The organism is Streptomyces sp. NPDC050636, assembly GCF_040654775.1.
Taxonomy (GTDB): Bacteria; Actinomycetota; Actinomycetes; order Streptomycetales; family Streptomycetaceae; genus Streptomyces.
Genome location: NZ_JBFAIP010000025.1, coordinates 48,670 through 74,565, shown reverse-complemented (window position 1 = coordinate 74,565; position 25,896 = coordinate 48,670). Strand labels below are relative to the sequence as shown.

Annotated in this window: 23 protein-coding genes; 12 read left to right on the top strand and 11 right to left on the bottom strand. The window is 70.8% G+C overall.

Annotated features, from left to right (window positions below; translation table 11 throughout):
- Positions 1-30: 30 nt before the first annotated feature.
- The 5 genes from AB0I10_RS20240 (at position 31) to AB0I10_RS20220 (ending at position 9,311) form a co-directional block, all read left to right on the top strand.
- Positions 31-4,293, top strand: a complete 4,263-nt coding sequence (locus AB0I10_RS20240; RefSeq protein ID WP_363153886.1) for a bifunctional nitrate reductase/sulfite reductase flavoprotein subunit alpha — start codon at positions 31-33, stop codon at positions 4,291-4,293.
- Positions 4,294-4,754: 461 nt separating this feature from the next.
- Positions 4,755-4,997 carry a DUF5133 domain-containing protein gene (locus AB0I10_RS20235; protein WP_363153885.1) on the top strand — a complete coding sequence of 81 codons (243 nt, stop codon included), beginning with the start codon at positions 4,755-4,757 and terminating at the stop codon, positions 4,995-4,997.
- A 56-nt stretch (positions 4,998-5,053) separates the two neighbouring features.
- Positions 5,054-7,450 (top strand): phosphoketolase family protein, encoded by a 2,397-nt coding sequence (locus AB0I10_RS20230; protein ID WP_363153884.1) that lies wholly within the window; start codon positions 5,054-5,056, stop codon positions 7,448-7,450.
- Positions 7,451-7,577: 127 nt separating this feature from the next.
- Positions 7,578-8,144 (top strand): hypothetical protein, encoded by a 567-nt coding sequence (locus AB0I10_RS20225; RefSeq protein ID WP_363153883.1) that lies wholly within the window; start codon positions 7,578-7,580, stop codon positions 8,142-8,144.
- A 132-nt stretch (positions 8,145-8,276) separates the two neighbouring features.
- Positions 8,277-9,311: a Ku protein gene (locus tag AB0I10_RS20220; protein WP_363153882.1), complete on the top strand. Its 1,035-nt coding sequence runs from the start codon at positions 8,277-8,279 to the stop codon at positions 9,309-9,311.
- Between the two features lie 29 nt (positions 9,312-9,340).
- Here AB0I10_RS20220 and AB0I10_RS20215 read toward each other — a convergent pair whose 3' ends face one another.
- The 6 genes from AB0I10_RS20215 to AB0I10_RS20190 all read right to left on the bottom strand — a co-directional run bounded on the left by AB0I10_RS20215 (position 9,341) and on the right by AB0I10_RS20190 (position 13,216).
- Positions 9,341-9,742: a helix-turn-helix domain-containing protein gene (locus AB0I10_RS20215; protein ID WP_363153881.1), complete on the bottom strand. Its 402-nt coding sequence runs from the start codon at positions 9,740-9,742 to the stop codon at positions 9,341-9,343.
- Between the two features lie 195 nt (positions 9,743-9,937).
- Positions 9,938-10,441: a hypothetical protein gene (locus tag AB0I10_RS20210; protein WP_363153880.1), complete on the bottom strand. Its 504-nt coding sequence runs from the start codon at positions 10,439-10,441 to the stop codon at positions 9,938-9,940.
- The gene (locus tag AB0I10_RS20205; protein WP_363153879.1) at positions 10,438-10,770 is read right to left on the bottom strand and encodes a hypothetical protein; all 333 of its coding nucleotides are present in this window, start codon (positions 10,768-10,770) and stop codon (positions 10,438-10,440) included. Before AB0I10_RS20205 ends, AB0I10_RS20210 begins: the two co-directional genes overlap by 4 nt.
- Positions 10,771-10,965: 195 nt before the next feature.
- Positions 10,966-11,886 carry a DUF3048 domain-containing protein gene (locus AB0I10_RS20200; RefSeq protein WP_363153913.1) on the bottom strand — a complete coding sequence of 307 codons (921 nt, stop codon included), beginning with the start codon at positions 11,884-11,886 and terminating at the stop codon, positions 10,966-10,968.
- A gap of 209 nt (positions 11,887-12,095) precedes the next feature.
- A complete protein-coding gene (locus AB0I10_RS20195; protein ID WP_363153878.1) occupies positions 12,096-12,380 on the bottom strand; it encodes an acylphosphatase in 285 nt (94 codons plus the stop codon).
- Positions 12,381-12,442: 62 nt separating this feature from the next.
- Positions 12,443-13,216, bottom strand: coding sequence for a DUF72 domain-containing protein (locus AB0I10_RS20190; RefSeq protein ID WP_363153877.1), 774 nt, complete (start codon positions 13,214-13,216; stop codon positions 12,443-12,445).
- A gap of 112 nt (positions 13,217-13,328) precedes the next feature.
- Here AB0I10_RS20190 and AB0I10_RS20185 point away from each other — a divergent pair, with 112 nt between their 5' ends.
- The gene (locus tag AB0I10_RS20185) at positions 13,329-13,718 is read left to right on the top strand and encodes a DUF6578 domain-containing protein (RefSeq protein ID WP_363153876.1); all 390 of its coding nucleotides are present in this window, start codon (positions 13,329-13,331) and stop codon (positions 13,716-13,718) included.
- A gap of 63 nt (positions 13,719-13,781) precedes the next feature.
- Here the strand turns inward: AB0I10_RS20185 and AB0I10_RS20180 are convergent, their stop codons facing one another.
- Complete coding sequence (locus tag AB0I10_RS20180) at positions 13,782-14,828, bottom strand: substrate-binding domain-containing protein (RefSeq protein WP_363153912.1); 1,047 nt, start codon at positions 14,826-14,828, stop codon at positions 13,782-13,784.
- Between the two features lie 438 nt (positions 14,829-15,266).
- On the opposite strand from AB0I10_RS20180, the gene dhaK reads away from it, so the two are divergent.
- The 3 genes from dhaK to AB0I10_RS20165 all read left to right on the top strand — a co-directional run bounded on the left by dhaK (position 15,267) and on the right by AB0I10_RS20165 (position 17,481).
- Positions 15,267-16,259 (top strand): dihydroxyacetone kinase subunit DhaK, encoded by a 993-nt coding sequence (dhaK, locus tag AB0I10_RS20175; RefSeq protein ID WP_363153875.1) that lies wholly within the window; start codon positions 15,267-15,269, stop codon positions 16,257-16,259.
- A gap of 173 nt (positions 16,260-16,432) precedes the next feature.
- Positions 16,433-17,050: a dihydroxyacetone kinase subunit DhaL gene (gene dhaL, locus AB0I10_RS20170; protein ID WP_363153874.1), complete on the top strand. Its 618-nt coding sequence runs from the start codon at positions 16,433-16,435 to the stop codon at positions 17,048-17,050.
- Entirely contained in the window at positions 17,047-17,481 is a 435-nt protein-coding gene (locus tag AB0I10_RS20165) for a PTS fructose transporter subunit IIA (protein WP_363153873.1), read from the top strand. Before dhaL ends, AB0I10_RS20165 begins: the two co-directional genes overlap by 4 nt.
- 94 nt (positions 17,482-17,575) lie before the next feature.
- Here the strand turns inward: AB0I10_RS20165 and AB0I10_RS20160 are convergent, their stop codons facing one another.
- Positions 17,576-18,394, bottom strand: coding sequence for an SAM-dependent methyltransferase (locus tag AB0I10_RS20160; protein ID WP_363153872.1), 819 nt, complete (start codon positions 18,392-18,394; stop codon positions 17,576-17,578).
- Positions 18,395-19,242: 848 nt separating this feature from the next.
- On the opposite strand from AB0I10_RS20160, the gene AB0I10_RS20155 reads away from it, so the two are divergent.
- Positions 19,243-19,764 carry a sigma-70 family RNA polymerase sigma factor gene (locus tag AB0I10_RS20155; RefSeq protein ID WP_363153871.1) on the top strand — a complete coding sequence of 174 codons (522 nt, stop codon included), beginning with the start codon at positions 19,243-19,245 and terminating at the stop codon, positions 19,762-19,764.
- A 2-nt stretch (positions 19,765-19,766) separates the two neighbouring features.
- Entirely contained in the window at positions 19,767-20,528 is a 762-nt protein-coding gene (locus AB0I10_RS20150) for a hypothetical protein (RefSeq protein ID WP_363153870.1), read from the top strand.
- A 57-nt stretch (positions 20,529-20,585) separates the two neighbouring features.
- Here the strand turns inward: AB0I10_RS20150 and AB0I10_RS20145 are convergent, their stop codons facing one another.
- The 3 genes from AB0I10_RS20145 to AB0I10_RS20135 are packed head-to-tail and all read right to left on the bottom strand — an operon-like array spanning position 20,586 to position 24,811.
- Positions 20,586-22,154, bottom strand: a complete 1,569-nt coding sequence (locus AB0I10_RS20145; protein WP_363153868.1) for an aldehyde dehydrogenase family protein — start codon at positions 22,152-22,154, stop codon at positions 20,586-20,588.
- 36 nt (positions 22,155-22,190) lie between these two features.
- Entirely contained in the window at positions 22,191-23,606 is a 1,416-nt protein-coding gene (locus AB0I10_RS20140; RefSeq protein ID WP_363153866.1) for a VOC family protein, read from the bottom strand.
- 29 nt (positions 23,607-23,635) lie between these two features.
- On the bottom strand, positions 23,636-24,811 hold the full coding sequence (locus AB0I10_RS20135) for an FAD-binding oxidoreductase (RefSeq protein ID WP_363153865.1): 1,176 nt from the start codon (positions 24,809-24,811) through the stop codon (positions 23,636-23,638).
- Between the two features lie 135 nt (positions 24,812-24,946).
- On the opposite strand from AB0I10_RS20135, the gene AB0I10_RS20130 reads away from it, so the two are divergent.
- Positions 24,947-25,870 carry a LysR family transcriptional regulator gene (locus tag AB0I10_RS20130; RefSeq protein WP_363153864.1) on the top strand — a complete coding sequence of 308 codons (924 nt, stop codon included), beginning with the start codon at positions 24,947-24,949 and terminating at the stop codon, positions 25,868-25,870.
- The last annotated feature ends 26 nt before the right edge of the window (positions 25,871-25,896 follow it).

The window sequence follows — 25,896 nt, the reverse complement described above, 5'->3', positions numbered from 1 at the left end:
GTGCGGAGCACCGACACGAAGGGACCGCCCGTGACCGCACCGGAACCGCAGACAGACAGCGCCGGCACCACCGCCCAGGTGCGGACGGCGTGCTCGTACTGCGGTGTCGGCTGCGGGATCGTCCTCGATGTCGAGACCGGCGCGGACGGGCGGCGTACGGTCCGCAAGGCGTCCGGCGACAAGGCGCACCCGGCGAATGCCGGCCGCTTGTGCACCAAGGGCGCGACCAGCGCCGATCTGCTGGCCGCGCCGGGGCGGCTGGATACCGCGCTGGTGCGGGCCGAGCGGGGCGATGAACCGGCGGCCCGTGCGATGGACGCGGCGGTCAAGGAGACCGCACGGCGGCTGCGCGCGATCATCGATGAGCACGGCCCGGACGCCCTGGCCTTCTACGTGTCCGGCCAAATGACCCTGGAAGCCCAGTACTTGGCGAACAAGCTCGCCAAGGGCTTTGTGCGCACCAACCAGATCGAGTCCAATTCGCGGTTGTGCATGGCGAGTGCGGGCACCGGCTACAAGCTGTCGCTGGGCGCGGACGGCCCGCCCGGCTCGTATGAGGACTTCGAGCACGCGAATGTCTTCTTCGTCATCGGCTCCAACATGGCCGACTGCCACCCGATCCTGTTCCTGCGGCTCATGGAGCGGGTCAAGGCGGGCGCGAAGCTGATCGTGGTCGATCCCCGGCGCTCCGCCACCGCGGCCAAGGCCGATCTGTTTCTGCAGATCGAACCGGGTACGGATCTGGCGCTGCTGAACGGTCTGCTGCATCTGCTGGTGGAGAACGGCCACACCGATCCGGAGTTCATCGCCGAGCACACCGAGGGCTGGGAGGCAATGCCGGGCTTCCTCCGGGACTACCCGCCCGCCAGGGTCGCCGAGATCACCGGTATCCCGGAGGCGGACATCCGCCGGGCCGCCGAGCTGATCGGCGCGGCGGGTGAGTGGATGAGCTGCTGGACCATGGGCCTGAACCAGAGCACGCACGGCACGTGGAACACCAATGCGCTGGTCAATCTGCATCTGGCGACGGGGGCGATCTGCCGCCCGGGGAGCGGCCCGTTCTCGCTCACCGGTCAGCCCAATGCGATGGGCGGCCGCGAGATGGGCTACATGGGGCCGGGTCTGCCCGGTCAGCGGTCGGTGCTGGTGGCCGAGGACCGCGCGTTCGTCGAGGAGTTGTGGGGTGTCGGGCCGGGGACGCTGCGGGCGGACGGGACCGGCAAGGGGACCGTGGAGATGTTCCAGCGGATGGCGGACGGGGAGATCAGGGCCTGCTGGATCATCTGCACCAATCCCGTCGCCTCGGTCGCCAACCGGAAGACCGTCATCGAGGGGCTGGAGGCGGCGGAGTTCGTCGTGTCGCAGGATGTCTTCGCCGAGACCGAGACCAATGCGTACGCGGATATGGTCCTGCCGGCCGCCATGTGGGCGGAGTCCGAGGGGGTGATGGTCAATTCGGAACGCAATCTCACGCTGGTGCGGCAGGCCGCCGATCCGCCGGGCGAGGCGTGGCCGGACTGGCGGATCATCGCGCGGATCGCCTGCGAGATGGGGTACGAGGACGCCTTCGGCTACCGCAGCGCCGAGGAGATCTTCGAGGAGATCAAGCGTGCCTGGAATCCGCAGACCGGCTATGACCTGCGGGGTGTGACGTATGAGCGGTTGCGGCGCACTCCCGTGCAGTGGCCCAGCGCGTCCGCCGACGGGCCCGACCGCAATCCGGTGCGCTATGTCAACGACGGTGTCAGCCAGGCGGTGGCCGAGCGGCCGGACGGTACGCGGCCCCGGCTGTCCTTCCCCAGGGCCGGCGGCCGGGCGGCGTTCTTTGCCCGTCCGCACCTTCCCGCGGCCGAAATGCCCGACGACGACTATCCGTTCGTCCTGAACACCGGCCGTCTTCAGCACCAGTGGCACACGCTTACCAAGACCGGCAAGGTCGCCAAGCTGAACAAGCTCAACCCTGGCCCGTTCGTGGAGATCCATCCTCGGGACGCGCAGGGTCTGGGCATCACGGAGGGCGACGCAGTGGAGGTCGCCTCCCGGCGTGGCCGGGCGGTTCTGCCGGCGGTGGTGACCGACCGGGTACGGCCCGGGGGCTGCTTTGCGCCGTTCCACTGGAACGACCTGTTCGGCGAGTACCTCAGCGTGAACGCGGTCACCAACGATGCGGTGGATCCGGTGTCGTTCCAGCCCGAGTTCAAGGTGTGTGCGGTGTCGCTGGCCAGGGTGGCCGCGGGGGCAGGGGGTGGCGGCGAGCAGGGTGAACGTGCGGGGGCCGTTGCCGGTGGTGGCGGGGCGGCGGGGTCCGCGGTGGCCGGTGCGGTGACGGTGCTGGCCGATGTGTTCCAACTCGGCGGAGTCGCCCCGCCGGTGCTGACCGACCACGAGCGGCGCTATCTCGCCGGTTTTCTCGCCGGGCTCGGATCCGGCGGCTCCGGGACGGCGGGCACGCCCGTACTGCCGTCCCACGCGCCGTTCGGCTCCGAGAGCACGCTGTGGGTCAACGGGGTGCTGGCGGGGATGTTTTCCCGCGCACCAGGCACCGTGGCGGCGTCGCCGGTGGCGGACGTGGTGACGGACCTGGTGACGGACGTGGTGGCGGCGCCCGCCGGTCCACATGCCGCTACGGAGCCCTCCCCCGGACGTGAGGTCATCGTCCTCTGGGCGTCGCAGACCGGGAACGCCGAGGAGGTCGCCGCGACAGCAGCCCGGCGGCTGACCGACACCGGACGGACCGCGAAGCTCCTCGGCATGGACGACAGTTCGCTGGCCGCGCTGCCGCGCACCGCCGATCTGCTCATCGTCACCAGCACCTTCGGTGACGGCGACGCCCCCGACAACGGATCGGGGTTCTGGGAGACCCTCAGCGCGCCCGACACACCGCGCCTGGACGGAGTGCGGTACTCCGTCCTCGCGCTCGGCGACTCCTCGTACGACGATTTCTGCGGCCATGGCCGCCGTCTCGACCAGCGGCTCGACGAGCTGGGCGCGGTCTGCCTGGTCCCGCGTACCGATTGCGAGCCGGACTACGAGCAGCCCGCGGAGCAGTGGCTCGATCAAGTGCTCAGCGCGCTGGGTGCCCCCGCGGTTCCGGACGCCGCGGCACCGGCCGCTACTGCCACGGCACACCCCGGTGCGGGCGCCGCGCCGCCGGCGGATGCCCGCCCCTCCAAGGCCGCGCCCGCCACCGCCCGTCTGGTGGGGAATCAGCTGCTCAGCCGTCCCGGATCGGCCAAGGAGGTCCGCCGCTTCACGTTCGACACCCGCGACGGGGAGGGCGCGCCGCTGGTGTACGAGGCCGGTGACGCGCTCGGCGTCCGGCCGCTGAACTGCCCGGATCTCGTGGCGGAGTGGCTGGCCGTCACCGGTCTCGATGCGGGCGCCACCGTGGATGTCGCGGGGGTCGGGGCGGTGCCGCTCGGCGAGGCCCTGTACCGCCATCTGGATATCTCCAGGGTTACCCCGGGTCTGCTCCGGCTCGTCGCGGAACGTACCCAGGACCGTGTCCTGAAGAAGCTGCTGCGCCCGGACAACAAGGGCGAACTGGCCCAGTGGACGTGGGGCCGGCAGGCCGTCGACGTCATCGCGGAGCATCCTGTCCGGGCCGGTGCCTCGGAGTGGGCCGCCGTGCTCCCCCGCCTGCAGCCGCGTCTGTATTCCATATCGTCGAGTCCTCTGGCCGACCCGCACCTGATCGGTCTGACCGTCTCCGTCGTCCGGTTCGACAACCGGCACGGCCGCCCGCGCAAGGGTGTGGCGTCCGCCTTTCTGGCCGACGCGGATCCCGGCCGTCCGGTGCCGGTGTTCGTGCAGCGTGCCGCGCACTTCCGTCCACCGTCCGATCCCGCCACTCCGATGGTGATGGTGGGCCCCGGTACGGGCGTCGCCCCGTTCGTCGGCTTCCTCCAGGAGCGCCGCGCGCTCGGCCACCGCGCCCCCAACTGGCTCTTCTTCGGTGAGCAGCGCCGCGCCACGGACTTCTACTACGAGGACGAACTCGACGAGTTGCGCCGTGCCGGGTTGCTCAGTCGGCTGGACACGGCTTTCTCCCGTGATCAGCGCGCCAAGGTCTACGTCCAGGACCGGATGCGTGAGCACGGCGCTCAGCTGTGGTCGTGGCTCCAGGACGGCGCCCACTTCTATGTGTGCGGCGATGCGTCCCGTATGGCGAAGGATGTCGACCGTGCGCTGCGCGATATCGCGGTCGCGCATGGCGGCTTGGAGGAGGAGGCTGCCGCCACGTACGTCAAGCAACTCGCCGCCGACAAGCGCTATGTGCGTGATGTGTACTGACCGGCCGTTTCCTCGCCAGTTACGACATGGACACGCCACTGAACTTCCCGCGGTTGTCGTTTTGACTTGAACGGCGGCGTTTATGGCGCCCGGCCGTCGGTTAGCCAGCAGGAGGACAAGAGGAGGGAAGTCCCGTGGCCGCCACACCGAAGCCCAACGGACCGGGCCCTGTACCCAGCGGACCGGAGCCCGTGCCACGTGATCCGCATCCGCCCGAGCCGGAACCGGAAGAGCCGGAACCACCCGGGACGAAACCGCCCGAGCCGGAGCCGTCCCCGGAAGAACCACCCGACTGACCTACGCGCACGGCGGGCGGACAGGCCCGGGATCCGTGCGCCGTATGTGTCCGGTTGCAGGCGCCGCGTGACCGTCGCAAGGTGGGAGCCACTCGGTTCGGGCGCGATCTCCACGCGCCGTCGTAGCTCCCCCGGTCACCCGGGCTGATGTCGGGAGATGACGGCATGCTGCTGCCGGACAAGAATGAGCTCGCTGCACTCCTGCGGCGGTACCGGGTGTGGGAGCACCTGGTCCACACACAGCCCCGTGATCCGGCGCGGCGCCGCGGGCTGGAGGACGTCGCGTACACCCTGTGTGTGCTGATGGGCCGCCGCACCGTCCGCGAGGCGGTGATCGCCGCGGAGCTCTATCTCGAAACGGCCCAGGTGTCCGCCCGGCCTCCCGCCGAACGGTCCGGTGACGGCTGACCCGGTGTCCGGGGGCCGGGGGCCGGGCCGGAGACGAAGCTGCTGAGGAGATGCGCATGCGCGACGCGGGCACACCGGCGACACCGTCAGGGCCCGGCCACCTCGACCCCGCGGAGCTCCGGACGCTGGACGCGCACTGGCGGGCCGCCAACTACCTCTCCGTCGGGCAGATCTATCTGATGGCGAACCCGCTCCTGGAGGAGCCGCTGCGGCCCGAGCACGTCAAGCCGCGGCTGCTGGGCCATTGGGGTACCTCGCCCGGTCTGAATCTCGTCCATACGCACCTCAACCGCGTCGTCAAGGCCCGTGATCTGGATGCGCTGTGTGTCTGGGGTCCGGGTCACGGGGGCCCCGCCGTGGTGGCGAACTCCTGGCTCGACGGCACCTACGCCGACACCTATCCGGACGTGAGCCGGGACCGGGAGGGCATGGCGAAGCTCTTCCGGCAGTTCTCGTTCCCCGGCGGGGTGCCCAGCCATGTCTCGCCGGAGACGCCGGGCTCCATCCATGAGGGCGGCGAGCTGGGCTACTCCCTGGCGCATGCATACGGCGCGGCGTTCGACAACCCGCAGCTGCTCGTCGCCTGTGTGGTCGGTGACGGTGAGGCGGAGACGGGGCCGCTCGCCGCGTCCTGGCACGCCACGAAGTTCCTCGACCCGGTGTACGACGGTGCCGTGCTGCCGATCCTGCATCTCAACGGCTACAAGATCGCCAATCCGACGGTGCTCGCCCGGATCCCGCAGGACGAGCTGGACGCCCTGCTGCGCGGCTACGGCCACAACCCGATCCATGTCGGCGGCGACGATCCGGTGGCCGTGCACCAGGCGCTGGCCGCCGCCATGGACCGGTCGCTGGACCGGATCGCCGACATCCAGCGCCGGGCCCGCGCCGAGGGCGAGGTGGACCGGCCGCGCTGGCCGGTGATCGTGCTGCGGACGCCCAAGGGCTGGACCGGTCCGCATGACGTGGACGGACTGGCCGTCGAGGGGACCTGGCGTGCCCACCAGGTGCCGCTGTCCGGCGTACGGGAGAACCGGGACCATCTCCACCAGTTGGAGGAGTGGCTGCGCTCGTACCGGCCGGACGAGCTGTTCGACGCGACGGGCCGACCGCGGCCCGAGGTCCTCGCCTGTGTACCGGAGGGGCCGCGGCGGCTGGGCGCCTCACCGCACGCCAATGGCGGTCTGCTGCTGCGGGACCTGCCGGTGCCTCCCCTGGAGCGGCACGCGGTGCACATCGACAAGCCGGGCGGTGCCCTGCACGAGCCCACCCGGGTGCTCGGGGGGCTGCTGGAAGCCGTCATGAAGGCCACCGCGGAGCGCCGGGACTTCCGGGTGTTCGGGCCGGACGAAACCGACTCCAACCGTCTGGAGGCCCTCTATGAAGCGACCGGGAAGGCCTGGCAGGCCGAGACGGCCGGCGGTGACGAGCATCTGGCGCGCCACGGCCGGATCTTGGAGGTGCTCTCCGAGCACATGTGCCAGGGGTGGCTGGAGGGCTATCTGCTCACCGGGCGGCATGGCCTCTTCTCCTGCTACGAGGCGTTCGCGCACATCGTCGACTCGATGGTCGGCCAGCACATCAAGTGGCTGCGGACCACGCGCCGGCTGCCCTGGCGGCGCCCCGTCGCCTCTCTCAACTATCTGCTGACGTCGCACGTGTGGCGGCAGGACCACAACGGTTTCTCGCACCAGGATCCCGGTTTCGTCGACCATGTCCTCAACAAGAGCCCCGAGGTCGTGCGGGTCTACCTGCCGCCGGACACCAACACCCTGCTCGTGGTGGCCGATCATGCGCTGCGCAGCCGCGACCACGTCAATGTGATCGTGGCCGGCAAGCAGCCGGGCTTCGACTGGCTCTCGCTCGACGACGCCCGCGCCCATTGCGCGCGCGGCGCGGGCGTCTGGGGGTGGGCGGGCACCGAGGTGAGCAGCCGTGACCCGGATGTCGTGCTGGCCTGTGCGGGGGACGTCCCCACCCAGGAGACGCTGGCCGCGGCGGATCTGCTGCGGCGGCATCTGCCGGAGCTGGCGGTGCGGGTCGTCAATGTCGTCGACATGGCCCGGCTGCTGCCTCCCGGTGAACACCCGCACGGCATGCCGGACTTCGAGTACGACGCACTGTTCACCCGCGACAAGCCGGTGATCTTCGCGTATCACGGCTACCCCTGGCTGATCCACCGGCTCTGCTACCGCCGCGCGGGGCACGGGAACCTGCACGTCCGCGGTTACAAGGAGGAGGGCACCACCACCACGCCCTTCGACATGGTCGTCCGCAACGATCTCGACCGGTACCGGCTGGTGATGGATGTCGTGGACCGGGTGCCCGGCCTCGCGGTGCACGGCGTTGCGCTGCGCCAGGCGATGGCGGATGTCCGTACCCGTCACCACGCGTGGATCCAGGAGCACGGCACGGATCTGCCCGAGGTCGCCGAATGGACGTGGACGGGCTGACGGTGCGGTGGGGCGTGTCCGCAAAGGCCCGTCGTTCGGGGCCGCACCGGATCCGGTGCCCCCTTTGCCTGCCCATCGGACAGACCCTTAGCACCATGAGCACCACGAATGTGCGCTAACTCCCGCTATGACCAGGTCAATTGACAACAACATCGGCATCACGCGATCCTCTCCCACCATGGGATGGCACACCTCGGCGCTCTTCGTACGCAACCGCTCGATCGGCGATGTCGTGGGATTTCTCCCGGACGTGTTTACCTACGAACCCACGTCCGAGCAGGTGAGTGGCGACTGGGGATGGGGGTGCCATTCCGGTGACCGGCTCTATCTCGCGGAGAAAGGCGGCTGGGCCCAGTTGTGGGATCCGGACTGCCGGTTCGTGCCCCGGCTGGAATCTCTGATCGCCACCGACGGGCCGGGCCCGCTGAAGGAAACCCAGGCGCTTGCCGTCGCATTCTCCGATGTCGCCTTCTCGCTCTACGACGACGGCGAACTGATTCGGCACGTCGCTTTCAGCGGCAGGGAAACGGTGGCCGATCACGGAGCGCCCTTACCCGTCGAAGGGCGGATCGCACTGCCCAGCTGGGGGCCGGACGAAAGCTTCCTGTGGTCCGTGATCGAGGATGTGACCGGGGTGGAAGGCGATTTCGACCAGCTATTTGATGTGTATGACGTGGTCGTGGGCCAGGAATAGGGGCAGGAGCGGCGGCAGGTCCAGAGCCGGAAGTGATGAGCGGGTAGCTCCGATCGCGGAATTCGGGCACCCCGCTTAGCATGGTTTTCGTCATTCGCCCTACGCCGGTTCGCACCATGAAGGCGGCCCCTCATGCGCCCCACGGCGAAGTTCTCCATCAGCTTCGGCCTGGTCACGATCCCGGTGGCCGCCTACACCGCCACGGACAGTTCCGCGTCGGTCAGCTTTGTGCGGATCCACACGGCGGACGGCGGACGGGTGCGCAATCAGCCCGTCTGCTCCCTGGAAGGCGCCGAGGTCGCAACGGACGAGATCGGCCGGGGCTACAAGGCCGGCGGCGACACCGTCGTACCGCTGAGCGACAACGATCTTGACGCGCTGCCGCTGCCGACCGCGAAGACGCTGACGATTCTCGCGTTCGTCGCCGGCGGCGACATCGACCCGTTGCAGCTGGACAAGGGCTACTACCTGGGCATCGACGGGCCTGCCGCGGCCAAGCCGTACGCCCTGCTGCGGGACGCGATGGAGCGGCACCAGCGCGTGGGACTCGGCAAGATCGCGCTGCACGGGCGGGAGACGCTGGCGATGCTGCGTCCGGTCGGGGACACACTCGTGATGCAGGTCCTGCTGTGGCCGCACCAGATCCGGCCGATGGACGGGGTGCTCCCCGAGCGGGAGACGAAGGTCGCCTCCAATGAGGTGGCGGCCGCCGAGGCACTGATGGATTCCTTCGGTGCGCTCTCGGAGGACGACGTCCACGATCATTACCGCGAGGCGCTCGAAGAGATCGTGGCGGCGAAGCTGGCGGACCGCGAGCCGGAATTCGAGGCCGGCGAGGAGCGGCCCGCCGGTGAGGTGATGGACCTGATGGCGGCCCTCCAGGACAGTGTCCGCGCCGCGAAACGGTCGCGCGGCGAATCCGGTGAAGGTGGCGAAACAGAAGCGAAGAAGACCACCGGGTCCACAGCGAAGAAGACGGCCCGAACGCCGAAGGCCACCGGCGGCAAGAAGTCCACCAGCACTGCTAAGAAAACCGCCGCGAGGGCCGGAGAAAAGTCTGCTGCAAAGACCGACGAAAAGACGGGCACGAAGACCGCGGCCAAGAGCACCGCCAAGAAGACGGCCGCTACGAAGAAGACCGCGGGCAGGGCACGCCGGGCGGGCTGAGCAATTTCCGTGCCGACGTCACGTCACGGTCACTGACGCGTGGAACCGTCCCCGACCGGCAGTTCATGCAATGTGTCGCACGCGACTTGCGCGGACGCGACAATTCCCGTGATGAGGGAGGTCAGTTCGGCCAGGGACGCGGGCGGCAGCCCTCCGGGAGACGAGGTCCGCAAGGCCACCGTCTCCACCTTCCCGCGGCGCAATTCCTTGAGGGTTTCCAGTTCGGAATTGACCTCCCCGAAAACCCGCTCGTCGAGAAAGTACGCCCAGCGCTGGATGCCCAGGCTGTGCGCCACCTTCACCAGTGTCCCGATGGTCAGATTCGTGCCGTCCGACGATTCGGCCGATGCCAGCGTGCGTTTGGAGACGCCGGCCCGTTCCGCGAGCTTGGCCAGGTGAACGGGCCTTCCGGATGGTGCTGCCGGATGCACCGGAGCCTCGCGGCGATGGCGGTCTTGGCTGCGCGCACCTGGCCGTCAAGGGAGTGGGCCGTCGACCCGGGGGATGCATCGTGCTGATGGTCCATGGGTCACCCACCTCTCATCGCAGAATACTGCGATGAGACGCAGCATGCCGCAACGATGCATTGCGATGCCAACTGTGCAGCAGGTGTTGCTGAGGGCCCGTCAGTGAGCTGACGGACCCTCCCAGTTGGCAGGACCCGCTGCCGCGCGGCCCTGCGGCGCCCACGCCCGGACGCCCCGGCCGGTGTTGGCCCGGGACGCCGCGACGGCCCTGCCCGCCGCCGAAGCGTTCCGCAGTTTCTGCGGCACCCGGTCGAGCCCCTGACGGATCCGGTCGCGGACGTCCTTCGCCGTGGCGACCGCGATACCCGCCAGCGCGGCGATGTCCCGCAGCGAGGCGTCGGGTTTCTCGGCCACCAGCCGGCCTGCCAGCTCACGGCCGGCGGCCGCGTTGAGCGGACGTACCCGGCCGTCGCGTCCCATGCGGGTGTTCAACTGCGGCCCGGCGTCAGTTGAACCATCGCGCAAGGCGGCCACCGTCCTGGTGGACAGGCCCGTCGCCGAGGCCACCATCCGGTCGGACCACTGCGGGTGGGAGCCGATGATCCGGGCGGCGGCGGCCGCGCGGTCGGCCGAGGACAGCGGCAGCCCGTGCGCGCTGTTCAACCCGACGGCGAGCACGAACGCGTCGACCGCACTGCCTTCGAAGAACGTGGCGCCACATACTCCTCGCCGCGGAGGACGGCCGCGCGCACCCGGTGCATTCCGTCGACCACGCGCATCGTCGGCCGGTGCACCACGATCGGGGGCAGCGGAGTGGTCAGCTCGGCGAGCTTGCGTACATGGTCGCTGCTCTCACCGGCGGTCCGCGGCGAATCGGCGGGCCGCAGGGCAATGATGGGGACCATTGCCGTCGGCCCCTGACCCTGGTTTCCCTCGCGGTCGGCGGTCCGCTGCGTCGCAGCCGCCGCGAGGCCGTCATCCAGAGTCGTCACAACTTCCCCTGATCGCAGACAGCTCGGCGGCCGTTCCTCATCTCGCTGGGGCCCCCGGACCCACCGGACTACACGCACGACGCTAATGGCTCGCTGTGCGCGTTGCAGTAACATGCGCACAGCGTGCAACATGCTGCACTCGGCGCGGGGTGGCGCCTCCGGGCGACCTTGATGAAGGCATGAAGCAGCGGACCCTCACCGGGCGGTGAGCATGATCCAGACCTGCCCCCGGGCGAAGTTCAGGGGCTCCCCGGACGGTGTGGTGAACGTCGTGCCGCCCCGCTCCCCGTCCCGGCTCCACCGGGCGTCGTACGCCTTGCCGTCACGCAGGACCAGGGCCTGGCCGGAGCCCACCGTCTCCGTGAACGGCGAGACGCTGCCCCACCGGTCCCGGAACTCCGAGTCGCGTACGTTCACCTGCTGGACGACGACCGTCGAGGCGGCGGTCCGGCCGCCGTCGGTGGTACGCGCCGCCGCACCGTCCATCGCCACCAGCCACTTCTTGTCGGCGGGCGACCAGGTGAAGTCGAACCTGGAGGCCGGGTAGCGCACGGTGTGCTCCGTCTCCTGCCGCCCGCCCGCAGGCGCCGCCCCGAACCGGAACCCGATGTCCGCCGCCTCGGACGCCTCCGGTGCGTGGCCCAGGAGCCGTTCGGGCCGCAGGTAGAGATTGTGCGGCGCGGACCGGCTGCCGTCGCGGAAGTACGCGTCGGAGGCCTGCCCCGGCGGCACGGCGTACAGCGGCGCGGCCGTGAGCAGCGGTGTCAGCCTGGACTGCACCCCGGAGTACGCGAGCGCGGGTCTGCCGAACTGCCCCAGCAGCTCGACATCCGATTCGCGGGCACTGCGTACCGGCCCCAGCTTCGGGGGCAGCCGGGACGAGAGAACGGCGAGTATCCGGGTCTGACCGCCCTCCACCTGCTCCACGTAGCAGATGTCCGCCGCACCGAGACCGGTGTGCGGCCGCGCCGGGCCGACATTGTCGATCTTGACGGCGAGCACCGGTCCGGACTCCGCCGGAAGCCCCGTGAACGGGGAGGCGGCCCTCCCTCCGGGCTTGGGACCGGTCTCCTCCCCGGAGCCGGAATCCGTACAGCCGGCGAGGCCGAGAGCCATCACGGCCAAGGCCGGCACGGTCACGGCAGTACGCCGCGCCACGGTCACGATCAGCTGCAGGACGTCGGCGAGTTGACGGCCCGGCCGGAAACGAAGGTGCACCACCGATTCGTCCACATGTCCAGGATGCCACCGCGGCCCGGGAACATACCCGGACGTGTGCGCCCCGCCCGTCCCCTGGTTGGATCCCTCCGGCCGGATCCCTCCGGCTAGATCCCTCCGGGCGTCTCCCAGATCTCGAAGCCCCGCAGCCCTTCCGGGTCTTCCTCCCGCACGTACACGGCGTCGACGATCGCCGTGGGCGGGCCGTCATGCGCCCAGTCCACCAGCTCCGCCACCCGCTCGGGGTCCCCCTCGAACACGGCCTCCACCGTCCCGTCCAGAAGATTCCGCACCCAGCCGGCCACTCCGTGCTCCCCCGCCGTGCGCCGGCAGGTGTCGCGGAAGAACACGCCGTGCACGTCTCCGGAGACCACCACCCGTCTGCGGATCATCCGTGCCTCACCTCGTTCGCTCGCCGGGGCGGTACGAGCGCAGATATATCCCGGTCCCGCGGTCAGCAGGCGTTGCCACGCCCGGACGGCGTACGGCTCACGGAGCGGCCCGCGGCCGAGGCGGCGCGGGCGAAGCCGGTGGCGTCGAGGACGGCCGCCCCGCCCAGGTCGTTGTTGAAGTACGTGTGGACATCGGCCTGGTCCGGCCAGGTGTCGGCGATCCGCCGCGCCCAGGTGGTGAGCGCCTGCCTGCCGTAGCGCGGCCAGGGTTCGGCACGGCCCCCGTGGAAGCGCAGATACCCCCAGTCGGCGGTCCGCCAGAGGGGCGTCACGGGCCGGGACTCCCGGTCCGCCCAGCACAGCGCGGCGCCCCGGCGCTCCAACACGGTACGCGTCTCCGCGGTCCACCACGATGCGTGGCGGGGCTCGACTGCGACTCGCGTGCCGGCGGGGAAGCAACCGAGGCAGGCGTCCAGTAGCGCGGCGTCCGCGTGCAGTGTGGGCGGCAGTTGGAGCAGGACGGGCCCGAGCCGGGAGCCGAGGGCGGCGGCTCGCGACATCAGCCGCGCGACCGGCTCCTGCGGATCGCGCAGTCGCTTGATGTGCGTCAGATAGCGGCTGGCCTTGACGGCCATCACAAAATCGTCGGGGGTCCGGTCCCGCCAGTCGGCGAAGGTCTTCTCCTCGGGCAGCCGGTAGAAGGCGGCGTTGCTCTCGACGGTGGCGAACTGCCGCGCGTACTCCTCCAGCCACAGCCGCTGCGGCCGGTCCCGCGGGTAGAGGACATCGCGCCAGTCTTTGTACTGCCAGCCGGAGGTTCCGACGAGGACGGTCATGCCGGGATCCCTGCCCGCCGGGGGGCGAGCCGTATCAGCCGCCGCTCGTGGCACGGTGAACGAGCGTCCTGGTCCCCCGCCCTCCGCAGGGGCACCGAGGGAGAATCACGCCATGGAACTCATCGTCTGGGTGGACAACTGGCAGATGCAGTGCTGCGGCGACCCGTTCAGCATCGGGTCGCGGGTGTCCTGGAAACTCATCGACGCCGACAAGGAGTGGCTCGCCGACGTGGTGGGCGCCCACGTCGCCGACCGGATAGACGGCGCCGAGGAGCACCACGGCGGGTCCGCTGACGACGCGATCACGGAGGGGACCGTCACCGGGATCAGCGCGGTGCACTGCCGGTACGCGCCGCGCCCCGGGAGCGCCGACCGGACCCGCTGTCCGGTGCCGGGCTCGGGCACACGTACCGCGCTGACCTCGGCGGACGGATGGACGCCCGACCACGGCGAGCTGCAGTTCGCCGGCTACCTCGTCGAACTCACCGGCGTGCGCGGGTGACACCGGACCATCCGCTCCCCGCCCTCGGGGAGCGGATGGTCGGCCGAGACCGGCGAGGTGGGGTCAGTTCAGTCCGAGGGACTTGCAGGCGGCGGCGAGCTCCTTGGTGCAGATCCAGTTGGCGGGGGCCACGCCGTCGCGGATGACGGTGTCCTCCATGTTGTCCTTGGTGACGATCTGCGCGTTGAAGAGCCTGGCGGGGATGCCGGTCTTGCTCTTGCTGTCAGCGGTTTCCGGCGTCAGGGACTTGATGCTCTTGCCCCGGAGAAGACGGAAGGCGATCTCGGCGGCGGTTTCGGCCTCCGGCCTGACCTGCTTGTAAATCGTGAACGTCTGAGCGCCGCTCACCAGGCGCTGCAGAGCCGGTAGTTCGGCGTCCTGGCCACCGAGCGGAACATTCTTGAGGCCGGCCGACTTGAGCGCTTCGGCGGCTCCGCCGGCCATGCCGTCATTTGCCGAGTAGACGGCTTCGAAACCCGCCGCACCGAGGTCCTTGATGGCCTCGGCCATCTTCTTCCGGGCTTCCGCCTCGGTCCACCCGGGGATGTCCTGCTCGTAGACAATCTTGTGGACCTTGCCGTCCAGGACTTCGTGGGCGCCCTTCTTGAAGGACGGGGCATTCGGGTCGGTCGGCGAGCCGTTCAGCATGACGACATCGGCAGTGGCCGCTCGGGAGCCGAGGGCGTCGAGGATTCCCTTGCCCTGGAGCCGGCCGATCTTCTCGTTGTCGTAGGAGACATAGGCCGCGACATCCCCCTCCGCGAGCCGGTCGTACGCGATGACCTGCACGCCCTTCTCGGCGGCCGCGTCCACCCAGCTCCTGGCGGCGTGGGCGTCGACCGGGTCCAGGATGATGACCTTGACGCCCTTGTTCACCAGGGCCTCGAACTGCCTTTTCTGGATGTCGGACCGGGCGCCGGCGTTGCGGTACTCCAATTTGCATTCCAGGCAGAGCGTCGAGAGTCGGCTCGAAATGATGCGGCGATCGAATGCCTCATAGCGGCCCGCCTTGTTCTCCGGCAGGAGCAGACCTATGGACTCCTGATCGGCACCTGAGTCGTCGGATCCGCCTCCGCAGGCAGCCAAAGGTGCCGCAAGGGCAAGTGCCATTGCCCCGGTGATTATACGACGCAGCTTTGCATTCATTTTCAGGTACCTCCGCATGGGGCCGCCCTGACCGGCCCGGAACGGCTGAAAGTGAACGTCACCGTCACCCTCATCGTCAAGAATCGAACCAATCAGCATGAAATCACGCTGTGCGCGTTGATGCTCCAAACACAGACGGCGGCCTCAGGCCTTTGCCCATGAGGCCCGGCCCGCAGTCCGTGACCCGGGGCGGCGTTGGCTCGATACTGAGTCGGACCGACGGTTCCTCGCCCGGATTTGCCTGACACTTCATCAGCAAGGTCGGACCAGGTTGGCGCCGGACTCGTCGGAGCCCGCTCCGGAACCGCTGCGAAAAGGCAAGATCAATAATCCACCAAACCTAACCTGACCTGCGTATATTCAGGGCCCAGGCCCACCTGCTAACCTCGCCGGGAGGTACCGATGAAGATGCTGATCAATGTCGCCGAGACGGTCGTGACGGACGCGCTGCGCGGAATGGCGGCGGCGCACCCCGATCTGGTGGTGGACACAGAGAACCGGGTGATCGTGCGGCGGGACGCGCCGGTCGCCGACAAGGTGGCGCTGGTGTCCGGCGGTGGCAGCGGGCATGAGCCGCTGCACGGTGGGTTCGTCGGGCCCGGGATGCTGGACGCCGCCTGCCCCGGTGAGGTCTTCACCTCTCCCGTGCCGGATCAGATGGTGCGGGCCGCCGCTGCCGTGGACAGCGGCAACGGCGTGCTGTTCGTCGTGAAGAACTACACCGGCGATGTGCTCAACTTCCAGATGGCGGCCGAGCTCGCGGAGGACGAGGGGGTGCAGGTCGCCAGCGTGCTCGTCAACGACGATGTGGCGGTGACCGACTCGACGTTCACGGCCGGGCGGCGCGGCACCGGGGCGACGCTCTTCGTCGAGAAGATCGCGGGGGCCGCGGCCGAGGAGGGGGCACCGCTGGAGCGGGTCGAGGCGCTGGCCCGGCAGGTCGTCGACAGCTCACGCAGTTTCGGCGTGGCGCTCGGCGCCTGTACGACACCCGCCAAGGGCAGCCCGACCTTTGAACTTCCGGCCGGGGAGCTGGAGTTGGGGGTCGGCATCCATGGCGAGCCGGGGCGGGAACGCCGGGCGATGATGACCTCGCACGAGATCGCGGACTTCGCGGTGCACGCGATCCTGGAGGACCTTCAGCCGAGGTTGCCGGTGCTGCTGCTGGTCAATGGCATGGGTGCGACGCCGCTGCTGGAGCTGTACGGCTTCACCGCGGAGGTGAAGCGGGTGCTCGACGAGCGCCAGGTGCCGGTGGCCCGTACGCTCGTCGGCAACTATGTGACGTCCCTGGACATGGCGGGCTGCTCGGTGACGCTGTGCCAGGTGGACGGGGAGCTGCTGCGGCTGTGGGACGCGCCGGTGGAGACGCCGGGGCTGCGTTGGGGGCGCTGAACCCGGACAGATCCGCTTCGGGACCTGCGGCAGGCCCTCCTTCCAGGCCCCGCTTCCAGGCCTCCTCAGGGCCTACACCACGGGCCTACACCACGGGCCTACTCCAGATCCCGTCTTCCGGGGCCCGCTTCGCCCCCTTCCTGCCCGAATTGAACGAACCAAAGGAGCAGCCCATGTCCGGAACGGCCCTGGATGCCGCGTTCTTCGTCCGCTGGATGACGGTGTCGGCCGCGGCCGTCGACCGGGAGGCCGACCGGCTCACCGAGCTGGACTCGGCCATCGGCGACGCCGACCACGGCAGCAACATGCAGCGCGGTTTCGCCGCCGTCACCAAGGTGCTGGAAGCGGAGCAGCCGGCCACACCCGGTGCCGTACTGATGACCGCCGGACGGCAGTTGATCTCGACCGTCGGCGGCGCGTCCGGGCCGCTGTACGGGACGCTGCTGCGGCGTAGCGGCAAGGCGCTCGGCGACGCGCCGCAGGTGACGGCTGAGGAGCTGCGGGCGGGCCTGAGCGCGGGCGTGGACGCGGTGGCCAAGCTCGGTGGCGCGGCCCCCGGCGACAAGACGATGCTCGATGCCCTGGTGCCGGCCGTCGAGGCACTGGCCGGTACCTCGGGGTCTTTCGACGCGGCGGCCGATGCCGCCGGCAAGGGCGCGCTGGCGACCGTACCGCTGCTCGCGAAGAAGGGCCGGGCGAGCTATCTGGGGGAACGCAGCATCGGGCACCAGGATCCGGGGGCGACGTCCTCGGCGCTGCTGTTCACGGCCCTGGCAGAGGTGGCGAAGTGAGCGCGACGAACACGCCGGCGGCCGACGGGACGGCGCTGGTCGGAATTGTGCTGGTGTCGCACAGCGCGGCGGTCGCCGAGGCTGTCGCGGAGCTGGCAGTCGGGCTGGCCGGGGGCGGCGCCAAGGCGCCGGTCGCCGCCGCGGGCGGTACGCCGGACGGCGGGCTCGGTACGAGCGCGGAGCTGATCGCCGAGGCGGCGCGGTCGGTGGACCACGGCGCGGGCGTGGCGCTGCTGGTCGACCTCGGCAGCGCCGTACTGACCGTCAAGGCCCTGATCGCCGAGGGGGACGAACTCCCCGAGGGCGCACGGCTGGTGGACGCGCCGTTCGTGGAGGGCGCGGTGGCCGCCGTCGTCACCGCCTCGGCCGGCGCGGATCTGGCCGCGGTCGCGGCGGCGGCCGAGGAGGCGCACGGCTATCGCAAGGAGTGAGGGCGGGGAGGTGCTGGGGCGGGGCGGTGAGGGGCCCGGCCCGCACCGGTCCGCCCGTGTGACGGGCCCCTTCTGACACTGCCCCGGCCCCTCGTCAGGGCTTGCGGGCCATCCCCGCGTAGCAGCCGGCCTCGGCGTCGGTGACATGGGTGGCGTCCTCCGGGTGGTCGGGGCGCCACTGGTGGGGGAGCGTGACGCCCGGCGCCAGCAGCTCCCAGCCGTCGAAGAAGCGGAGGAACTCCGCGCGCGAGCGGAACTGGAGGCTGGTCCCGGCGTCCCGGTAGATCTTGATGATCTTGCGCATCGCCTCGGGGTCGAAGTCCGGCGTCGCATGCGTCATGGCCAGGACGCTGCCGCTGGGCAGCGCGTCCTTGAGGGCCTCGACGATGGCGCGGGCGCGGTCCCGGCCGTCGTCGGTGACAAAGTGCATCAGGGCGTTCAGGCTGAGGGCGACCGGCCGGCTCAGATCGAGGGCGTCGAGGAGCTGCGGCGCCTCAAGGATGCTCGCGGGGTCGTTGACATCGGCCTGGAGGTACGCGGTACGGCCCTCGGGGGTGCTGCGCAGCAGGGCGGCCGCGTGCGCCAGGACGATCGGATCGTTGTCGGTGTAGAGCACCCGGGCGTCGGGGACGATTCCCTGGGCGATGTCGTGGAGGTTCGGCGGGGTGGGGATGCCGGTGCCGATGTCTAGGTACTGCCGCATTCCCGACTCCGCGAGGAAGCGGGTGGCGCGGTGCATGAACTCCCGGTTGATGCGGGCGGCGACCAGGGCGGACGGGAGGACGCCCAGCACGCTTCCGGCGGCCATCCGGTCGGCCAGGAAATTGGTCTTGCCGCCGAGGAAGTAGTCATAGATACGGGACGAGTGGGCCCGGTCCAGCCGCAGGTCCACCACGGGCTCGTGGTCGCTCATCGTGCGATGCCTCCCCGGTAGGACCTGCCGCGCTTGGGGCCCCCAGTGTGGGCCTGGGGAGCGTCCCGGCTTCCGTCGGCGCTCCGCGTGCGCCCCGCGGCGCGCCGTATGCCGTCGCCCGCCGGGCTGTTGGTGCACTTCCCCGTCCGGTCCGGATCATGCGGAAAGCGCACCCGGCGCCCCGGCGCTGACCGGCCGCGCGCACCTTGGGCGCATACGCCCGGCGGTGCCGGGGCGCACGGCCGGAAATCCTGACTATGCCCGAGTCATGAGTAGTCATATGAATACACAGAGCAAGATTTCTTGCGGCCAGGTGCCACAAAAGGGCCCGGTTTCCGGTTCATTGGTAGGGAGGGCAAACCGTCCTCCTGCTGCCGGTGGTCCCGATGCCCCGGCGGCGGTGCACGGCGAACGGAACGAGGACGGCTCGTGAGCTCAGACCGGGACCGAATCCTGCCGGCGTGCGCGAAGGCGCGCGTCATCCCCACGGACTTAGGTCCGGTCCGGCTGATCCACCCGGGCCCACGTGGTGGAGCCCCCGGTCCACGGCGGCTCCCAGATCCACGGCACACCACCGGCAGCACGTTCCGGCCCCACGGCCTCCGCGGTGGTGAGGGACGGACATGACGCGGTCCGGCACCTCCCGCGCGGTGGTAGCGCCGCCGTCACAGCCCGGCCATACGGGATCGGAACGGTCCGGCCCGTCGAGCCACCACCCCTCCAGCCATCTGTCACCTCACCACCCAACCAGTCGCGACCTGTCCAGTCACCACCCGTCACCTCACCACCCGACACCTAACCACCCGTCACCTCGCCACCCGTCGAGCCGCGACCCGTCGAGTCATCACTTGTCGATAACCTTCGAGGCCTTCCACGCGACGCACTCCCGGAAGTGGCTGACATACGCCTATCTGCACACCGGCAGCGAGGCGGCGGCCCGCGAGGTCACCCGCGCCGCCTACCGCCGGCTGTTCCGCCTCTGGCCGCATGCGCTGCGCCAGGCATCCGTCGAGGCGTTCGCCTGGTCGGTGCTCAAGGAACGCGTCGTGGAGTGGCTGTACGACCACCAGCAACCCACCGCGCTCACCGAAACCGCCGCCTTCGCCGTCGTCACCCAGGCCCTGCTGCGTGAATGCCAGCAACAATTCGCCCTGCTGGAAAGCCAGTTAGGACTCTACGCGGCCATTTCGCGGCTCCCGGAGCGGCAGTGCGATGTGATCGTGCTGCGGCATGTCATCGGGTACGGCGACGGACAGATAGCGGCACTTCTCGGTGTGGACGAAGCCACCGTCCGCTCCCACGCCAGCCGGGGCAAGCGCAAGCTCGCCGCCGCGCTCGGCATCGACCAAGGAACCACAAGGGGGAAATGACCATGACGTACACCCATCACGCGGACCGCCGGGACACCGTCGAAACGCTGCTCAGCGCCGCCGCCGATGTGGCCGGAATCAACGGCCTCGCCGCCTTCGGCGACCTCGATGACGCGGGCACGCTCGACGGCCTCGGCTGCTTCGACGATCCCCCCGGGGCAGGGTGGGGAGCAGGCCCCTCCCCCAGGCCGATGCCGGTCCGCGCGGACCGTGGCGCGCCCAGCTCCTACCCCAGCGCCCGCGACGAAGCGACCCGTGAACTCGAACTCGCCTGTGCACTGGTCGTCAACGCCGCGGCCGCCGCCGCCAGCCTCGACCGACTGGTCAATGACCACCACATCGACCCCGAGGGCGCCCTGGTCTTCGCGTGTCTGCTGCACATCACCGGGCGGCACGACGCGGCGCAATTCTGGTGGCACTTCGGCGCGGGCGCCGGCAGCCGGACCGCCGCCTACTGCCTGTATCTCTCGCACCGCCGCAACGGCGAGTACCGCGACGCCGCCTTCTGGCGCGGGCAGGCCGCGCACGCGCCCGACGAGGAATGCCGGGCGGAGTCTGCGTTCGAGGTCGACGACAATCAGCTGCTGCCGGACGCGGCCCGGCACAACCTCCTCGTCCAGTGGCACAGCGGGCTGGCCCCGACGCTGCCCGCCGCCCTGGAGAACGTGATCAACCGTCTTGTCGTGGACAGCGATGACGAGGACTTCGGCGAGATCCCCCGCCCGTCGCCCACGCTCGTCCAGGACCTCGGGCGCGCCCGATGAGGCGGCGCGCGTACCGCCCGGCCATGACCCATCGGACAGACCCCAGTGCCCCCCGGCTCACAGGAAGCTGACGCCCTGGGCCAGTGGCAGGTCCGCGGAGTAGTTCACGGTGTTGGTGGCGCGTCGCATATAGGCACGCCAGGCGTCGGAGCCGGACTCACGACCGCCCCCGGTCTCCTTCTCGCCGCCGAACGCGCCGCCGATCTCCGCCCCTGACGTGCCGATATTGACGTTGGCGATACCGCAGTCGGACCCGTCGGCGGCGAGGAACCGCTCGGCCTCCCGCTGGTCCCTGGTGAAGATGCTGGAGGACAGTCCCTGGGGGACGCCGTTGTGCAGGGCGATGGCTTCTTCGAGGGTGCGGTAGGTCAGGACGTACAGGATCGGTGCGAAGGTCTCGGTGCGGACGATCTCGGTCTGTTCCGGCATCCGGACGACCGCCGGCCGGACGTAGGCGGCGTCCGGTGCCTCCGCCGCGAAGCACCGGTCGCCGCCGGCCAGCAGCTTCCCGCCGGCGCGCTGCGCGGTGGCCAGCGCGGCGGTCATCGCCGTATGGGCGGCGGTGTTGATGAGCGGGCCGACCAGCGTCGCGTCGTCGAACGGGTCGCCGAGGGGCAGTTGGCCGTACGCGTGCGTGATCCGCTCGATGAGGTGGTCGGCGATGTCGTCGTGGACGATCAGCCGGCGCAGCGTCGTACAGCGCTGGCCCGCGGTGCCGGCGGCGGAGAAGACGATGCCGCGGACGGTGAGTTCGAGGTCCGCCGAGGGTGTGACGACGGCGGCGTTGTTGCCGCCGAGTTCCAGCAGGCAGCGGCCGAACCGGGCGGCCACCCGCGGGCCGACCTGCCGCCCCATGCGTACCGAACCGGTCGCGCTGACCAGCGCCACCCGCGGGTCGTCGACCAGCCGCTCACCGCACTCCCGCGCGCCGAGCAGCAGCCGGTGCACGCCGGGCGGCGCGTCCGCCTCCGCGGCCGCCCTGGCGAGCAGCCCGGCACAGGCGAGGGCGGTGAGCGGGGTGAGCTCGGACGGCTTCCAGACGACGGTGTCGCCGCAGACCAGAGCGATGGCGGTGTTCCAGGACCAGACGGCCACGGGGAAGTTGAAGGCGGAGATCACGCCGACGACGCCGAGCGGGTGCCAGCTTTCGGAGAGCCGGTGGCCCGGGCGTTCACCGGCGATGGTGCGGCCGTAGAGCTGCCGGGAGAGGCCGACGGCGAAGTCGCAGATATCGATCATCTCCTGGACTTCGCCGAGTGCCTCGGAGCGGATCTTGCCCGCTTCGATGGTGACCAGGTCGGCGAGATCGTCCTTGTGTGCGGTGAGGAGTTCCCCGAGCCGCTTCACCAGGGCCCCGCGCTTCGGGGCGGGGACGGTGCGCCACTGCTGGAACGTCCGGTGGGCGTCATCGACGGCCGCGTCGACCTGTTCCGCGGTGGCGGCGGGCAGCAGGGCGAGCGTGCCGCCGGTGAGCGGCGTACGGGCGAGGATGACGTCGGGTTCCGCCGGCCCGGAAGCGGCGTATGCACCGAGGTCGGCGCCGCAGCGGCGCAGGGCTGCCGTCGCACGGGCGCGCAACGAGTCGGTGTCGGGCAGGCGGGGGCCGGCGGAAGGTGCGGCGGGCATGGCGGGGCTCCTTGGAGAGTGGGGTGGGTGGGGTGGTCAGGGGGCCGGTTGACCGGCGTCCAGGGCCCGTAGCGCCGCGCCGGCCTCCAGGGAGGACAGCGCCCGGCGCAGCGAGCGGTCCTGTTGGGTCGCGTAGAGGGCGAACGGGTCGTGCACCGGCCGGCCGATCGCTTCGGAGAGGCGGTGGGCGTCGAAGGGGGTGCCGGCCAGGTCCGCGTCGCGGGTGCCTTCGCCGGTGAGGTTGGACCGGAAGATGCCGGCGGCGGACCGGGGCAGGAAGTCCTCGTAGACGAGGGGGTGGGCGGTGAGCCAGCCCTGTTCCAGGAGGCCCGCGAGGCCGGCGGGCGGGTGCTGTCCGTCGCGGGGCCGTCCGGTTGCGGGGCGGTAGGTGAAGAACGCCTGCTGTCCGGCGGCGAGTTGGTGTTCGGTGCGCGGGAAGCCGGCGTCCCAAAGCGCGCGGGCCGTCTCCTGCCGGTCCGCTTCGGGGTGCTGCGCCGCCTGCCGTTCCGCCTCGGCCGTCAGCTCGTCGTAGCGGGCCCGGCCCGCGCGGGTCAGGGCGATGCCGCGGGCCTCGACCTCGCCGAACCGGACGCGCAGCGAGCCTGCGGTGACGCTGCCGTCGGCCTCGCGGAACGTCCGCGGCTCGGCCAGCGCCCGGAAGGACGTCTGGCGCAGCAGCACATCCGGTCCGTCCCAGCGGGGCGGCCCCTGGATCCGGTCGATCATGGTGATGTCGCGCTCCCCCATCCGCCGGTAGAGGGCGTCGATGTCCAGGACCCGCGGCGTGAGGTGGTTGATGTGGGTGGCCGCCACCCCGCCGATGTCGGCGGCGACGGCGGAGACCCGTTCCAGCTCGGCGTACCAGGCGCGGTCGACCGGCTCGGGGGACAGTTCGAACGCGGCGACCGCGAGGGTGAGGAAGCGCTCGGCCTGCGGTTCCTCAAGTCCGCCCGACTCCTCGGCGTGTTGGGCGAGCCGGAGGAGCTCCGGTGGGAAGAGGCGTCGGCGGCCGAGGAAGGATTCGAGCCGGGATTCCAGGTCCGCGTCGAAGAAGCGGCGGTCGGAGGTGGTCAGGAGCGAGGTGAAGACCCGGAAGGGGTTGCGTTCCAGTTCTTCGGTGCCGGTCGGCCGGAAGGCGGTGGAGACGACGGGGACGGCGCCGACATCGCCGTCCCGCAGGTCGTAGAAGCCGACCGGGTGCATGCCGAGGGCGGCGAAGATCTGGGCGGCACACCGGAGTTCCTCCGCGGTGCCGACGCGGATGGCACCGTGGCGTTCGGCGGTGACCCGGGCGATGCCGCCGAGCCGCCCGGCGTCCGGGTCCCGGCCCGCGACCTCGTCGTTGATCTGCCCGGTCACCTCCAGCAGCGTGGTGTAGGCGGGGACTTCGGTGCCGTACATGCCGGACAGCCGGCGGGCGAACGCGGCGCGCAGCCGCCAGGTGGGGACCATGCGGGACTCCAGGGGGAAGGGGGCGGCGGTCAGATGATGTGGGCCTCCGGGCGGATGGCGCGCCCGTCGAAGCGGGTGGCGGCGAGCGGGCCGACGTCGAGGAACGGTTCCCGGCGGAGGTAGAGGTCGCGGACGATCTCGCCGACGGCGGGTGCCTGGAGAAAGCCGTGGCCGGAGAACCCGGTCGCGTACAGGAACCGGCCGAGGTGTCCGGCTTCGCCGATGAGCGCATTGCGGTCGGGGGTCATCTCGTACAGTCCGGCCCAGCCGCCGACGACGGGTATCCGGGCGAGCCGGGGCGCGCGGCGGGCTGCGGCCGTACGGAACGGCGGTAGCCATTCGCGGGTGAACCGCCGTCCGAATCCCGGCTGTTGGGCCGGATCGGACAGGCCCATGAGCAGGCCGCCCGCTGCGTCGTTGTGGAAGTAGAGGGTGGAGGCGAAGTCGAGGGTGAAGGGGATACGGGGCGGTGCCGGGTCCAGCGGTCCGGTGAAGGCGATCTGGCGGCGCAGGGGTGTGACGGGGAGGTCGACCCCGGCCATCGCGCCGATGGCGCCGGACCAGGCGCCCGCGCAGCAGACCACGGTATGCGTGCGCACGGTGCCATGCGGGGTGCGGACCGCCTGGAGGGTGCCGTCCGCGGTGTCGATGGCGGTGACCGGGCAGCGGGTCCGTACGGTCGCGCCGAGCCGGCGGGCCGCGCGCAGATAGCCGGTCACCGCGGCCTTGGGCAGTGCGTAGCCGTCGGTGGGCGAGAATGCGGCGGCGACGATGCCGCGCGGGTCGAGGTACGGGCACAGGTCCCGGGCCGCGCGCGGGCCGATGATGCGGCTCGGCACACCGAGCGCGTTCTGGACTTCAACTCCCCTTGTGAAGGTGGCGAGTTCACTGTCGTCGCCGAGCAGGAAGAGATAGCCGACGGATTCCAGTCCGACATCCGCGCCGGGGCGGCGGGCGAAGTTCCGCCAGGCGTCCAGGCTGCGCAGCCCGAGCCGGATGTTGAGCGGGTCGGAGAACTGTGCGCGGACACCGCCGATGGGTTTGCCGGACGATCCGGACGCGGGCCGGTCGCGCTCCAGAAGGAGCACCCGGCCGGCGCCCGCCTCGGCCAGGTGGAACGCGATACTCGCCCCGATGGCACCGCCGCCGATGATCACGACATCGGCCTGCTCGGGGAGGGGGACAGAAACCGCAGTGGGAGCCATCGAGCCGCCTTCCGGTCTCCACGGGTGGCCGGGCGGAGTTCCGTCCACCCGTGGTTGAGATGGTGACGGCCGGGCGGTCGTGCGTCCATGCACAGTTACTCAACGCGATCTATGAGGACTTCTGGGGGTTCGGGCATGGAATTGCCGGCGGTGCAGCTCAGGACGCTGCTGGAACTGACCCGGAGCGGCACGATGACCGCGGCGGCCGCGGCCCTGGGTTATACGCCGGGCGCCGTGTCACAGCACATCGCCGCGCTGGAGCGGGCCACGGGGACGGAGCTGGTACGGCGGACGGGGCGCCGGGTGGAACTGACGGACGCCGGGCACACCCTCGTCACGCACGCCGTGCGGATTCTGGCCGCGCAGGACGAGGCCATGGCGGCGCTGGAGCACAGTCGTGGCGAGGTCTCCGGGCGGCTGCGGCTGGGTGTCTTCGGTACGGCGGCGGCCGTGCTGCTCCCGCCGGCGCTGCGTCGGCTGCGCGCGCGGCACCCGGGTGTGTGCGTGGTGAGCCGTGAGGTGGATGTGGACCAGGCGTATGCGGAGGTCTGCGCCGGTCGGGTGAATCTGGCGCTCGGCCTGGACTATCCGGACGCGCCCCTCGCCCGGGACGACGCGGTGGAGCTGGTGCGGCTGCGCTCCGAACGCTTCTCGCTGGCGGTACCGGCCGGGCAGCCACCGTGGTTCCCGTCGGCCGGACCGGCGCCGCGCCCAGGGTGCCTGCGGCTGGCCGACGCCGCCGGGTCCGGCTGGATCCTGCCCGCTCCCGGCTCGTACTACGGGCGGGCGATCCGCGTCGTCTGCCGCCGGGCCGGCTTCGAACCGCGGGTCGTCCACGAGGTGACCGACACCGCGACCTCGCTGGCGATGGTCGGGGCGGGGCTGGGTGTCGCACCGGTGACGGAGTTGATGCTGCGGCTGCGTTCCGAGGGCATCGCGCCGCTGCCGCTGGATGACCTCGTCGAGCGGCACATCGTGGTCGCCGTGGCCGCCGCCGCGCGCCACCGGCCGTCGGTCGAGGCCCTCATCGACGCGCTGCGCGAGGGTGCCACGCCCTAACGGGCGCGCCCGGCGTGCCCCAGGGG

Coding starts and splice junctions, on each gene's coding strand:
- AB0I10_RS20225 (WP_363153883.1), top strand. CDS start 7,578: ATGACCAGGTCAATTGACAACAACATCGGCATCACGCGATCCTCTCCC.
- AB0I10_RS20195 (WP_363153878.1), bottom strand. CDS start 12,380: ATGATCCGCAGACGGGTGGTGGTCTCCGGAGACGTGCACGGCGTGTTC.
- AB0I10_RS20180 (WP_363153912.1), bottom strand. CDS start 14,828: ATGGCACTTGCCCTTGCGGCACCTTTGGCTGCCTGCGGAGGCGGATCC.
- AB0I10_RS20130 (WP_363153864.1), top strand. CDS start 24,947: ATGGAATTGCCGGCGGTGCAGCTCAGGACGCTGCTGGAACTGACCCGG.
- AB0I10_RS20150 (WP_363153870.1), top strand. CDS start 19,767: ATGACGTACACCCATCACGCGGACCGCCGGGACACCGTCGAAACGCTG.
- AB0I10_RS20190 (WP_363153877.1), bottom strand. CDS start 13,216: ATGACCGTCCTCGTCGGAACCTCCGGCTGGCAGTACAAAGACTGGCGC.
- dhaK (WP_363153875.1), top strand. CDS start 15,267: ATGAAGATGCTGATCAATGTCGCCGAGACGGTCGTGACGGACGCGCTG.
- dhaL (WP_363153874.1), top strand. CDS start 16,433: ATGTCCGGAACGGCCCTGGATGCCGCGTTCTTCGTCCGCTGGATGACG.
- AB0I10_RS20160 (WP_363153872.1), bottom strand. CDS start 18,394: ATGAGCGACCACGAGCCCGTGGTGGACCTGCGGCTGGACCGGGCCCAC.
- AB0I10_RS20235 (WP_363153885.1), top strand. CDS start 4,755: ATGCTGCTGCCGGACAAGAATGAGCTCGCTGCACTCCTGCGGCGGTAC.
- AB0I10_RS20185 (WP_363153876.1), top strand. CDS start 13,329: ATGGAACTCATCGTCTGGGTGGACAACTGGCAGATGCAGTGCTGCGGC.
- AB0I10_RS20200 (WP_363153913.1), bottom strand. CDS start 11,886: ATGGCTCTCGGCCTCGCCGGCTGTACGGATTCCGGCTCCGGGGAGGAG.
- AB0I10_RS20220 (WP_363153882.1), top strand. CDS start 8,277: ATGCGCCCCACGGCGAAGTTCTCCATCAGCTTCGGCCTGGTCACGATC.
- AB0I10_RS20140 (WP_363153866.1), bottom strand. CDS start 23,606: ATGGTCCCCACCTGGCGGCTGCGCGCCGCGTTCGCCCGCCGGCTGTCC.
- AB0I10_RS20230 (WP_363153884.1), top strand. CDS start 5,054: ATGCGCGACGCGGGCACACCGGCGACACCGTCAGGGCCCGGCCACCTC.
- AB0I10_RS20135 (WP_363153865.1), bottom strand. CDS start 24,811: ATGGCTCCCACTGCGGTTTCTGTCCCCCTCCCCGAGCAGGCCGATGTC.
- AB0I10_RS20145 (WP_363153868.1), bottom strand. CDS start 22,154: ATGCCCGCCGCACCTTCCGCCGGCCCCCGCCTGCCCGACACCGACTCG.